This window comes from Chitinophaga sp. W3I9 (assembly GCF_050434025.1).
Lineage (GTDB): Bacteria > Bacteroidota > Bacteroidia > Chitinophagales > Chitinophagaceae > Chitinophaga.
This window is the reverse complement of sequence record NZ_JBNPWC010000001.1, coordinates 4,727,937-4,740,611: the sequence shown is the minus strand read 5'-3', so window position 1 is coordinate 4,740,611 and position 12,675 is coordinate 4,727,937. Positions and strand designations below refer to the sequence as shown.

The following is a 12,675-nucleotide window of genomic DNA, read 5'->3' as shown; positions in this document are numbered from 1 at the left end:
GCCGTGACTCTCCGTGAAGGAGGGTTTTCATCGGGATTGAAATAGCGGTTAAAGATATAAAATATTAGAATAAGGGGGTGACAACCAGTGAATTTATGCTAAATTTAATACAGCGATGTTACATTTCAAAATGCATCGCTGCCGGTAAAGCGTTCCCTGCTGATAATAAACAACCCGGCTTTATCGTTTAGAAGATGTCCCCCTTTGCCTGTATTCATTCTTATTTTCATTTGTATGAAATACCTCGTATTGGCTGCCGGTATCTGTTTATGGGCCTGTCATTCTTCGCAGAAGGTGTATCAGGCGCCCGCAGTGGGAGCGGAGGCCCAGTTTGACCGGGGGCTCCGGCCGGAGAAACACCCTAAGTATCTCTTTGATAAAAAAACAATGAACGATATGCAGAAGCAGGGCACTGCAACGTCTTACTCCCCCAAACGCCGCAATACTGCACCTACTATCCCGCTGCCCGGGAAAGGAGCCAACGGTAAAGACAGTACGAATTCAGCCACCGACAGCCTGCATACCAACGCAGCTGACAGTTTACGTATCCCTGCCGATTCTCTTAAAGTGCCGGTAGATACCACTCATATCCCATAGCGCTTCTTTCTGCCATGCCGTTTCCGGGTTATTCCCTACTTTTGAAGCCACCGCTTTTATATCACTTATGAGGAAATATGGTATTTTATGGCTGCTGCTGGCAGCATTTCAGCAGGCAACCGCCCAAACCCCTTTATATATGCCCCTGACCATCAAAAAGGCATATGACAATCAAACCCGCAGCTATAGCGGCGCCCCGGGCGCCAGGTACTGGCAGAACAAAGCCGGGTACGATATTAAGGTGGCCTTTGACCCGGCAACAAACGGTATATCCGGCTCGGAACAGATCCGCTATACCAACAACAGCCCGGATACCTTAAAGGTCATTAACTTCAAACTGTTTCCCAATCTCTTCCAGAAAGGAGCCGTGAGAAATATGGCGGTTTCCCCGGAAGACCTGACCAACGGCGTTGTAATAAAGAATATGAAGGTAAATGGTGAAGCGAAGCCGGTACCGGCTATCATCCGCGGCACCAATATGCCGGTGTATATCACGGATCTTTACCCAGGGCAGTCGGTGCAGTTTGATCTCGACTTTTCCTATACCCTGAACGAAAATACACACATCAGAACCGGCGCCGTGGACTCCGGCGCCAGTTTCATCGCCTACTTCTTTCCGCGTATTGCGGTATACGACGATATCAACGGGTGGGACCAGATCCCTTACATGGGTATGCAGGAGTTCTACAACGACTTCAGCGATTTTCGTGTAGCCATTACGGTGCCCGGCAACTACGAAGTATGGGCGACCGGCGACCTCAAAAATACCGCGGCCGTATACAACGATAAATATGCGCAACGCATCGCTGCTGCTGAAAAGAGTAACGACATCATCGCGGTGATCGACAGCAACGATGTGCGGGAGGGGAACATCACCCGGCAGCGCGGCGCCAATACCTGGCAGTATGAGGCAGCCAATGTCACCGACTTTGCTTTCGCCGTCAGCAACCACTATTGCTGGAACGCCACCAGCGTGGAAGTAGACGCTACCACCAAAAGACGCACCCGTGTGGATGTAGCCTTTAACCCACAGCATGCGGATTTCTTTGATGTGATACAATACGCCCGCGCCACCGTGGATAAGATAAGCCACCACTTTCCTAAGTGGCCGTTCCCGTATTCGCACGAAACGGTGTTCGACGGACTGGACCAGATGGAATACCCCATGATGGTAAACGATAACCCGCTGGCCGACAAAGCCCAGACCATCGAGTTAACTGACCATGAAATTTTTCATACGCTCTTTCCCTTCTACATGGGCACCAATGAAACACAATACGCCTGGATGGATGAAGGATGGGCCACGATCGGCGAATGGATCATCTCTCCATTGATCGACAGCTCCATCGTGGATGACTACGGCATGTCGCCCTATAACTTCATCGCGGGCAAAGAGGCGGACCTGCCCATCATGACGCCCTCCAATCAAACTACAGATGCCTATATGACCAATTCCTATCCTAAACCAGCCCTGGGTTATCTCTACATAAAAGACATGCTGGGGGATACCCTTTTCCTGAAAGCGCTGCATTATTATATGTCGCAGTGGAATGGTAAACACCCCCAGCCATACGACTTCTTCTACTGTATGAACACTGGCGCCGGCAGGAATATGGACTGGTTCTGGAAAAGCTGGTTCTTCGACAATGGCTTCCCCGACCTGGGTATCACACGGGTAACGCAAAAAGGAAAACAAGGAACGATTGAAATCACTTCCATCGGAAATAAACCGGTTCCGGTTGATGTTACCCTCTTTTTTGACGACAACAGCACTATGAAGTTACACCGGAGTATTGCGGTGTGGGAGAAGGGTAACAAAACAACATTGCTTCCCTTTTCATCTCTCAAAAAAATTAAAAAAGTAACATTGGGAAGCACCTGGACCGCAGACATCAACAAACGGGATAACACCTACGAAATAAAATAACCGGCTATAGTTTATCGTAATACAGATAGTACAATTTCTGGTAACTGCCTCCAACAATACCAAGCCCGCCCTGTGTATTGCTTTTGAGCTGAATGGCCTGTATAAGGCTGTTCAGCCCCGGATTGCGCTTCACCTTTTCATAAGTAAGCAGGAAATCATAATATTCTTTTGAGACAGATTTCACATATACCAGCACCCTTCCTACCGGCGCAATGGCTTCAGCAGGATTGGAGCTGAGGGCCGTGGCATTAATGTAAAAATAAGTGGTAAGCGGTTTGCCGGACTGCGTAAACAGGATGCTGTTATAATTTTCATTCAAACCGCCGATCTGGTTATTGTCGGCGTTTTCATCCTGTGTATAGCAGGGAATGCGCAGGTAATCATTGAGGAAGCTGCTGTCTTTTTTAGGATTGCAACCAGGCATATTTTTTACACGTTGATAGAGGGAATCGTGTTCACTCTTCTTATATCGCATACCCCTATACGAAAATGTGGTATCCGTGATAACGCTTTGCTTCACGGCCTCCATCACCAGGTATTGTTTCACACCGGGAATGGGGTTCACGATAAAATGAAAGCGTAACACCGGGCGTCCGTTAAGCAAGGTACGGAGCGTGTCCAGCAGCTCCACTTTAAAAGGCGGAGGGATGGAAGCCATGGCGTTAACGGTTTTCAAGCCGGGCACCGTTACCCTTATTTTATAATTTTTGCCTGCATCCAGTGTAGTTTTGCCACGGTATACGCTCATGGCATTGCTGGAATCTTTCACATACGTAAGTGCTTCCAGCGGTTGTCCGTTTTTGTCCATCAGCTGTACATCCGCATTTTCTACCAGGTCAAAGCCGGTGTTGATACCTGGACCTACCGGTTTGCTTTTGCCTACCCGCACTTCCGGTATATCGTTGGCCACCAACTCGCTGTACACTACCTCCCTGGGAACGGCATTGTTGGGAGGAAGCGGCAGTTCCTGCTCACAGCCCGTTAGCAGCAAAATATTTAAAACCGGTATTAATATAAACAGGTATTTCATGATTAAAATTTGAACGTATAAGTCAGATACGGCAATGTTCTGAATAAACTATACTGGTATAACTGTAACGGGTACACGTCGCTGTAATCCAGGTAAGAGAACTGGTCAAAGCTCACGATAAAAGGATTCGTGCGGTTATAAATATTATAAACGCCCGCGGTAATCACATGATGAAAACGTTTTTCGTTACCCAGGTTTAAGGTGGCCCCGAGATCCAGGTGATGCACAGGGTTTAGCCGGTAGTTATTTAACCGGGAAATATAAGGCAAATAGTTTACCTGGAAAGTAGAGAACGGGGAATAACGTTCGTCCAGGTAGCCTTTGATATTGCGGCTCCAGTCGAAATCCGGGAATATCTGCACCGGCAGGGTGAAAGGTGCACCGGAGGCGAATTTCCAGGAAGCGGATAGACTCCATTTCGGATTAAACCGGTATTTGAGCGCCAGGGAAATATTGTGGCGGCGGTCTTCTTTATAAGGGAACATCTTCCCGGCATTCAACCGGTCGAACTGCCGCCAGGCCCACGACAGGGTATAAGAGAAGATGCCTGTCAGCTTGCCTTGTGTTTTTTCCAGCAGTACTTCGCTGCCATAGTTATAGCCGTTGCCGGCGATCACTTTTTTCTCCCAGAGATCCGAGTTATCGAAGATATTCAGTACGGTGTTGGTGGTAACAATATTTTTCAGTTGTTTATAATAGAGGTTCACATTGAAGCGCCATTGGTTGCTCCACTGCCGCTGATAGGCGATGCTGTAGGAGTATGCATGCTCCGGTTTAATATTCTCGGTACTCGGTACCCACAGATCTGTGGGGAGGTTGATAACCGGCGTGGTTAACTGGTGCACAAACTGTGTCATTTCAGCAAATGATGCCTGTAAATACTGTGAATGGGGCAGTTTCCACCGCAGCATAAGTCGGGGCTGTAAACTGGGGTAAAAAGAGGTACGCTGCGCCAGTGCCCCGAAATGCAGTCCTGGCCGCACGATCAGCCGGTCGTTCAATAAGCGGAGTTCATCCTCTGCGTATGCGGAGAACTCCGACATATAATAAATAGGCGCTTTCCGCTGCGTAGCTTCTCCCGCGGAGATGTTATTATGATAGGCCGTCGGTGCAAAGTTGTGATAGGTATAAGCACCGCCGAAAGAAATATGATGACTGTTGCTCACTGCATATTCCGTTTCGTTCCTGATGGCTACGTCCCTGATCCGGGAAACGCCTTTCCCCCGCACAAACAGGGAGTCGTAGAAGGAGAGGGGGATGATCGAATTCTGCGTAAAAACGTTATAAAAACGGCTGTAGGTAGCAGTGGTACTGGAGAATATTTTTGGATTCACTACTTTGGTCCATTTAACGGCAGCAGTAACATTGCTCCAGTCAAAATTGTAATCATCAAACAGCTGAATAACCGGGTTCTCGCTCCTGATAAACATTTTATCCTGTCCTTTATAGAAGCTGACATAGATCCTGTTTTTGTTATCGATGACCTGGTTGAGTTTAAAGTTTACATCATAGAGATAATATTTACCATAGTCTTTCAGATAAGCCCTTCCATAAAGGGCATCTACCAGGGATCTTCTTACAGACAAAGAAACAGAGCTGCGGTCTTTTACAACGGGACCTTCCAGGAGGAAGCTGCCGGAAACGGGGCTCACGGTAGCGCTGCCATGCCACTCTTTCATATTCCCGTCTTTTGTACGGATATCCACTACTGAGGAAAGGCGGCCACCATAGCGCGCCGGGAAGGCATCTTTATAAAGCGACACATCTTTTACCGCATCTCCGTTGAAGATGGAGAAAAGCCCGAACAGGTGACCGGTATGATAAAGTGGTACCCCATCCAGGAGGTACAGGTTCTGGTCTGCGCCGCCACCTCTGACCAGCAGGTTACTGCTGCTTTCGAGGGAGCTGCCGGTACCGGGATACAGTTGCAGTGATTTCAGCACATCCTTTTCGCCCAGTAGTGCCGGGAAGTTGGATACATAGCCAACGGGCATATTGATGTAGCCGGGTTGGGAATTAACGGTTTCATTTTCGCCGTTTACCACTACAGTCTGCAGCATGCTGCGGGCTTCCATGTGTATATCCAGCTGACCGTCGTCCGGCGGAGGAAGATGTTGAAACACGGGTTTGTACCCGATATGTGAAAACACCACGCCCAGGCAGGTGTCCGGCACCTGCAGGCTATAGAAGCCATAGGCGTTGGTTTCAGTGCCTTTCCGTGTAATGGGATCGTATACAGAAGCGCCGATGATCAGCTCATTACTGTTTACTTCTTTTACAAATCCGCTGATGGTATAATATTGTACCTGGGAGGTTTCGCGGAGCAGGAATATTTTCCCGTTGAGGGCAGCCACCTGGATACCGGTACCCTGGAGAATAACCTTCAGTACGTCGCCGGTAGTGTGTTCTGTTCCGCTGAGCTGTACTTTTTTATTCAGGTGTAAAAAGCTGGAGCTATAAGAAACGTTGATGCCGGTAACTTTCTGGAGATCCTGGATATAAAATAAAATGGTCCCCTGCCGGGCAGCAGGGGTATAGCTTTCATGGAGAATGTCCTTTCCATTGTGCTGTGCCTGCAGGAATTGAAACGGGAACAGTAACAACAGCATTCCATAAATAAGGAAAAGCGGGTTTTTTGTTCTACTGGGTGATGACGATGGAGTCGCCGTCCTGTTGATAGTGGAACCCAAGCAATAGTTGTAATTCATGCAAAACATCATCGCAGGACTGATTTCGGAATGTAATCGTAGCTTTTTGCTGCGATGCGGTTTCCCTGTATTTTTCATCAACCCTGATATCTTTTGCGTAAAAGTCGGCTAATTGTGGCAATATTTCAAGCAGTGTCTGGTCATTAAATTGCAAAATACCTGTTTTCCAGGCGATGAAATTCAGGTTGTGATTATTATTGGCAGATAACTGTCCGTTGCCCCATACACCCCGTTGGCCACTATTCAGTACTATGGCGGTGGTATCGCCTTCCAGACTTAGTTTTACGCTGCCGGAAGCAACGGTAACGGCCGTACTGTCTTTTCCTGTTTGCACAGTAAAGGAGGTTCCCAAAACTTCAATCACGGATTGATTGGGCGTTTTTACCAAAAAAGGATGGTCCGGATCACTGGCTATTTCAAAAAAGGCTTCTCCTTCCAGTTCCACAATACGCTGGTTGTGGTGATAGCCATTGATATACCGGATCATTGCGCCCTGCCGGAGGGTTACCATTGATCTATCAGGTAACTCCAGGCTTTTTATTTTGCCGTCATTCGCTGCCAGCTCGTGTTTTTTAAGCGAGGAGCGTGTTTCCAGCCACCATGCGCCTGCTGTAAGTAATATCAGGATGGCTGCAGCAGCAGCATATTTGGTATAAAGTGCTTTTACGCGGGATGGCGCCAGCTGTATCGCCTGGTCCGTTTTATCCCAGGCAGCGGCCGTGTTGTATTCCCGTTTGGGCGCCACTGCAGCGGGACTGTCCCCCCATAGTTTTACCAGTATTTCATATTCTGCCCGGTTTTCGGGAGAGGCTTCCAGCCAACGTTGCAGGGCAGCGGATTCCGCTTCTGTACATTGACCAGACAGATTTTTAGCAATCAGCTCATGCAGGTAGGTATCAAAATGCTCCATAATACAGTGTGCTCTACTTAAATAACGCTCATTAATGTAACAACCCTCTACAGGGGCATGAATATTTTTAGTAAAAACGGGATACTAACGGGCAGCCCATATTGCTGTAAATATTTCCGCAGCAGCTTCAATGCCCGTCCCATATAGTTTTCAACTGTTTTAGCAGAAAGGCCGAGTTTGGTTGCCGTCTGTTGATGTGTCATTCCCTGCAATCTGCAGCAGGTGAATACTTCCCGGCATTGTGGGGGAAGGTTGGCAATAGCCTCATATACCAGCTGTTCATAGTAAGGCTTTGCATTTTCAATCTCTTTAGCACCGGGATCTTCTGCCGTTTCTGCCAGCCATTCGAAGCCTTTGTTGCCGGCTTCCTCGGTACTTTGCTTGCGTAACACAGAAATAGAATTATTCCTCACCGCACGAAAAAGGTATGCTTTTATATTAGGTATGTCTATCAGCTGCCGGTGTTTCTCCCAGAGCTTAATAAAGGTTTCCTGCACCACATCTTCCGCTGCTGCATCGTCTTTCAGGAAACTATAGGCATAGTTACATAAGTCATTGTATTGTGAATGAAATAATTCTTTATACGCCTGGTAAGAAGGTGATGTAATCATTTAACCTTCAGGAAGTTTTAGTATATGAAATGATCGCTGCGAAAGTAACTATCTTTTTGAAAACAATTACAGTTTACACATTACAGATTATATTTTTATTTGGTAGAAAAGATTAGAAAAAAGTGGAGAGGGCAATAGAGGGATACCGGATTCTCTGCGTCAGCAATATAACAGCTATGCCTATTATGTTTGTTAGAAGTTAGTTTTTTTAGTTGTGTTTTTAAACGGGGTTGCATATGGTTCTATGCAACCCTATTTTAATTTCCGCGGATTTTGTCTTTCTCACTGATTACGCTGATTTTACTTATGGGATTTTATAAAGATTTAAAAAGATCTGGGAGGTATAAGCGAAATATCCGCTTCTGGCTACTTGATTTTTCTTTTAAATAAAATCAATGCAATCAGCGTAATCAGGCAGAAAGACATGGTCCGCTTATATCTCCCAGATCTTTTTAAATCTTTATAAAATCCCATAAGTAAAATCAGTAAAATCAGCGTAATCAGTGAGAAAGACAACATCCGCGTAAATCCCGCGGATTACGTATTTTTAAGTAAAACCATGTAAGATGTCCGGACCTCTCACGAAACTAAAGAATGCGTACCACCTGTTGAAGAGCATTGATTTCGCCATGCTGGCTAAACTATCCGAAAAAGTAGATCTCCCGAAGGTGATGGAGTCGGTAGGGAAAATGGATGATACGCAACTGAACGGCTTAATGAAAATGCTCACCAGTGGCAGTAAGAAGAAAGAACTGCCGCCTATTGAAGGCGATTTCTATGATCTCGGGGCAAAGCTCAATGCGGAAGACAGGGCACTGCAGCTGAAGGTGCGGGCATTTATGGAAAAGGAAATCAAGCCTATCGTTAATGAATACTGGCTGAAAGCGGAATTCCCTTTTGAAATCATCCCGAAATTCAGGGAGCTGAATATCTGCGGGGTTACTTATAAAGGGTACGGATGTCCTAACCGGTCGTTCCTGATGGAAGGGATCATTGCCATGGAAATGGCGCGTATAGATGCTTCTGTAGCTACTTTCTTTGGCGTTCAGAGCGGATTGGCCATGGGATCTATTTATATGCTGGGCTCTGAAGCACAGAAACAGGAATGGCTGCCGGGAATGCAGCAGCTGAATATTATTGGCGCATTCGGACTTACCGAACCGGAAGTAGGTTCCGGCACCGCCGGCGGACTAACCACAACGGCTAAACGGGAAGGCGATACTTGGATACTGAATGGCCAGAAGAAATGGATTGGCAACGCCACCTTTGCTGATGTAATTGTGATCTGGGCAAGGGATGTGGACGATAACCAGGTGAAAGGATTCCTGCTGAGAAAAGATACGCCCGGTTTCAGCGTGGAAAAGATCCATGATAAAATGGCGCTGCGTATTGTCCAAAATGGATTGATCACCCTGAAAGATTGCCGCATAGCGGAATCTGACCGCTTACAACATGCTGCTTCCTTTAAAGATACTGCCCGTGTACTTCGCATGACCCGCGCCGGTGTGGCCTGGGAAGCGGTGGGCTGCGCCCGCGGCGCCTATGAAAACGCGCTGGCGTATACGCAAACCCGTAAGCAGTTCGGAAAACCTATCGCCGCTTTTCAGCTGATCCAGGGCCACCTGGTGGAAATGCTGTCCAATCTTACTGCCATGCAAACAATGGTATTCCGCTTATCGGAAATACAGGATGCCGGCGGGTTAAAAGACGAGCATGCCTCGCTGGCCAAAGTGTTTTGTACATTGCGTACCCGCGATGTGGTAAGCCGTGCCCGCGAAGTGATGGGAGGCAACGGCATTTTGCTGGAATACAATGTAGCGCGCTTTGTGGCCGATGCAGAAGCTATTTACTCCTACGAAGGCACAAAGGAAATCAATTCCCTCATCGTGGGCCGCGCCATTACCGGCTTCAGCGCATTTGTATAAAATATCAAATCTTTTTTATAGTTTAAATGCCGGATTGTGGACTATGCCGCAACCAGCATTTAATCCGTATCGTTATGAATTCATCAAACAGACGTCATTTCCTCAGGAACGTTTCCCTGGGAGCCCTTGCTGCCATCAGCATTCCAGATATTGTTGCCGCCGCAACGGTAGCAGAGAAATCTAAAAAGATAGTACTCAAAAAAGAGAGCGTGGTATTGTTCCAGGGCGATTCCATCACCGATGCAGGCCGTAAACGCGACAACGACCAACCTAATGCGGGTGGCGCACTGGGTGGCGGTTACGCGCTGATGGCCGCATCTTCCATGCTGCTGAAAAGTGCAGATAAAAATTTAAAAGTGTATAATAAAGGCATCAGCGGAAATAAAGTATTTCAACTGGCCGACCGCTGGGATACCGATTGCCTGCTGATTAAGCCGGATGTGCTGAGTATCCTGGTAGGTGTAAATGATTACTGGCATACGTTGAGTAACAACTATAAAGGTACCGCCAAAACATACCGCGACGACTACGATAAACTGCTGGCACGCACCAAACAGGAGCTGCCGGATGTACAGCTGATCATCGGCGAACCCTTTGCCGTGAAAGGCGTGAAGGCCGTAGATGATAAATGGTACCCCACGTTCGATGAGTACCGCGCTGCTGCCCGGGAACTGGCAGATAAGTATCATGCCACTTTTATTCCTTATCAATCTATTTTTGATAAAGCGCAGAAATCAGCACCGGCGTCTTATTGGACCGGCGATGGTGTACACCCCAGCGTAGCCGGCGCCCAGCTGATGGCGGAAGCCTGGTTACAATGTGTAAAATAAAACCGGTTTTATCTGCTCCTTTCTTTTATTACATTTGTTTCATTACATGAAATCTGAAAATCCGGTTATGAAACAAATAGTTATCTTATTAATGATGTTAGGAGTAAATACAACGATATCCGCACAACAGCAGCAGATCCATCTCTGGCCCGCTGCCGTACCCGGTGAAACAGCCGCCAAACAAACCGCAAAGGTAACCCCGGATGGCAGCAATCATGTAACACGGCTCACCGATGTTACCGACCCGGTACTGGAAGTGTTTCCGGCCGATGCGGCCAATAACAACGGCGTAGGCGTGATCATCTGCCCTGGCGGTGGTTATAATATCCTGGCCATTAACCTGGAAGGATACGAAGTAGCCGCCTGGCTCAACAAACTGGGTTACACTGCTTTCGTATTACAATACCGGGTACCCAAAAAAGAAGCCGGCGCCCTGCAGGATGCACAACGTGCCATCCGCCTGGTACGCAGCATGGCATCCGAATGGAAGCTGCAGCCCGACAAGATAGGAATGATGGGCTTTTCGGCAGGTGGAAGTCTTACCGCCAGGGCATCAGTGCAATATAACGTGCATACCTATACGCCAATCGACAAGGCCGACTCTTTGTCTGCACGTCCCGCTTTTAGTGCACTCATTTACCCGGCTTATCTTGATAAAGGAGAAAACAGGTCACTCACCCCTGAGTTGAAGTTAACGAGTGAAACGCCCTCCATGTTCCTTTTTGCTACCGCAGATGATACCTATGGCAATAGTGCCCTGGTAATGGCCGGCGCCCTCCGCGACGCCAAAGTGCCGGTGGAGCTGCATTTTTATGCAAAAGGAGGCCACGGATACGGCTTACGGAATGGCAATCCCGCGGGAGAAGCCTGGCCCTTACTGATGGAAAAATGGCTGAAAACAACCGTGAAGTAAGCTTATATAAATTATAACTTTCAGGAAGTAGCTTTTCGAGTGAATAAATGGCTAAATTTGGTCCACTCTAAAACCTGTTACCATGGGAATTTTTGATAAACTCAGGAATGAATTTATTGACATTATTGAATGGACCGACCCGTCCGCCGATACCATTGTGTGGAAGTTTCCCCGCTACCAGAATGAAATAAAAATGAACGCCAAGCTTACTGTGCGCGAATCACAGGTGGCCGTTTTTATGAATGAAGGTAAGATTGCCGATGTTTTTCAACCCGGCATGTATACGCTTACTACACAGAATATGCCTATCCTGAGCACCTTGCAGGGATGGAAATACGGCTTCAACAGCCCTTTTAAAGCAGACGTGTTCTTCGTGAGCATGCGACAGTTTACCAACCAGAAATGGGGAACCAAGAATCCGGTTATGCTCCGTGATGCGGAGTTTGGACCGGTGCGGCTCCGGGCTTTCGGCAGTTACGCTTTCCGCGTAAAGGATGCCGGACAATTCCTGAAGGAAGTAGCAGCTACTAACCCGGAATTCACCGTGGAAGGTATCAACGAGCAACTGCGTAATCTCGCAGTATCCCGTGGTATGGAAGCCGTGGCAGAAGCAAAGATCCCAGTACTGGACCTGGCAGCCAATTATGAAGAAGTATCCACCCAGATCACCGGTAGAATTGGTACTGAATTTAATGAACTCGGACTGGAACTGACCAAGTTCCTGATAGAAAATATTTCCCTGCCACCGGAAGTGGAAGCTGCACTCGATAAACGCAGCAGCATGGGTATCGTTGGGAACCTGGGCGCGTATGCGCAATTCCAGGCAGCCAACGCCATGGAAAAAGCAGCAGAAAACCCTTCCGGCGGCGGACTCGCAGCGGCCGGCTTAGGCGCCGGCATGGGCGCAGCCATGATGGGACAGGTAGGTAACATCTTCCAGAATAATAACCAGCAGGCCAATACAGGCGGTGGAGCACCACCTCCGTTACCCGGCGCTGCATCGTTTTTTGTAGCCGTAGACGGCAAACAATCCGGCCCCTTTGATACCGATCAACTCCGTCAGCTGGCCGCCGCGGGCAGCCTGAATGCGCAAACCCTGGTGTGGAAAAACGGCATGGCTGCATGGGCCGCCGCCAACACAGTGCCGGAACTGGCGCCGGTATTAGCCACCGTACCACCACCATTACCTTAACTAAAGCAGGCCGTCCGGCATCACGTGATGCC

General features: G+C 48.0%; 10 protein-coding genes. 6 read left to right on the top strand and 4 right to left on the bottom strand.

The annotated features are described in order from the left end of the window. The first annotated feature begins 234 nt into the window (after window positions 1-234). Both QFZ51_RS19405 and QFZ51_RS19400 read left to right on the top strand, forming a co-directional pair. The gene (locus QFZ51_RS19405) at window positions 235-597 is read left to right on the top strand and encodes a hypothetical protein (protein ID WP_429048122.1); all 363 of its coding nucleotides are present in this window, start codon (window positions 235-237) and stop codon (window positions 595-597) included. Window positions 598-664: 67 nt separating this feature from the next. Further along, entirely contained in the window at window positions 665-2,524 is a 1,860-nt protein-coding gene (locus tag QFZ51_RS19400) for a M1 family metallopeptidase (protein WP_429048120.1), read from the top strand. Between the two features lie 4 nt (window positions 2,525-2,528). Here QFZ51_RS19400 and QFZ51_RS19395 read toward each other — a convergent pair whose 3' ends face one another. The 4 genes from QFZ51_RS19395 to QFZ51_RS19380 are packed head-to-tail and all read right to left on the bottom strand — an operon-like array spanning window position 2,529 to window position 7,783. Then, window positions 2,529-3,554 (bottom strand): DUF4249 family protein, encoded by a 1,026-nt coding sequence (locus QFZ51_RS19395; protein WP_429048119.1) that lies wholly within the window; start codon window positions 3,552-3,554, stop codon window positions 2,529-2,531. 2 nt (window positions 3,555-3,556) lie between these two features. After that, window positions 3,557-6,163 (bottom strand): TonB-dependent receptor, encoded by a 2,607-nt coding sequence (locus QFZ51_RS19390; RefSeq protein ID WP_429048118.1) that lies wholly within the window; start codon window positions 6,161-6,163, stop codon window positions 3,557-3,559. Window positions 6,164-6,194: 31 nt separating this feature from the next. Then, window positions 6,195-7,172, bottom strand: a complete 978-nt coding sequence (locus QFZ51_RS19385; RefSeq protein ID WP_429048116.1) for a FecR family protein — start codon at window positions 7,170-7,172, stop codon at window positions 6,195-6,197. Window positions 7,173-7,219: 47 nt separating this feature from the next. Further along, entirely contained in the window at window positions 7,220-7,783 is a 564-nt protein-coding gene (locus QFZ51_RS19380; protein ID WP_429048114.1) for an RNA polymerase sigma-70 factor, read from the bottom strand. Between the two features lie 566 nt (window positions 7,784-8,349). Between QFZ51_RS19380 and QFZ51_RS19375 the strand changes: the two genes are divergently transcribed. The 4 genes from QFZ51_RS19375 to QFZ51_RS19360 all read left to right on the top strand — a co-directional run bounded on the left by QFZ51_RS19375 (window position 8,350) and on the right by QFZ51_RS19360 (window position 12,643). Then, window positions 8,350-9,708 carry an acyl-CoA dehydrogenase family protein gene (locus QFZ51_RS19375; RefSeq protein WP_429048113.1) on the top strand — a complete coding sequence of 453 codons (1,359 nt, stop codon included), beginning with the start codon at window positions 8,350-8,352 and terminating at the stop codon, window positions 9,706-9,708. Window positions 9,709-9,782: 74 nt separating this feature from the next. Beyond that, window positions 9,783-10,538, top strand: a complete 756-nt coding sequence (locus QFZ51_RS19370) for an SGNH/GDSL hydrolase family protein (RefSeq protein ID WP_429048111.1) — start codon at window positions 9,783-9,785, stop codon at window positions 10,536-10,538. Window positions 10,539-10,605: 67 nt separating this feature from the next. Continuing rightward, complete coding sequence (locus tag QFZ51_RS19365) at window positions 10,606-11,451, top strand: alpha/beta hydrolase (RefSeq protein WP_429048109.1); 846 nt, start codon at window positions 10,606-10,608, stop codon at window positions 11,449-11,451. An 82-nt stretch (window positions 11,452-11,533) separates the two neighbouring features. Further along, window positions 11,534-12,643, top strand: a complete 1,110-nt coding sequence (locus QFZ51_RS19360) for an SPFH domain-containing protein (RefSeq protein WP_429048108.1) — start codon at window positions 11,534-11,536, stop codon at window positions 12,641-12,643. The last annotated feature ends 32 nt before the right edge of the window (window positions 12,644-12,675 follow it).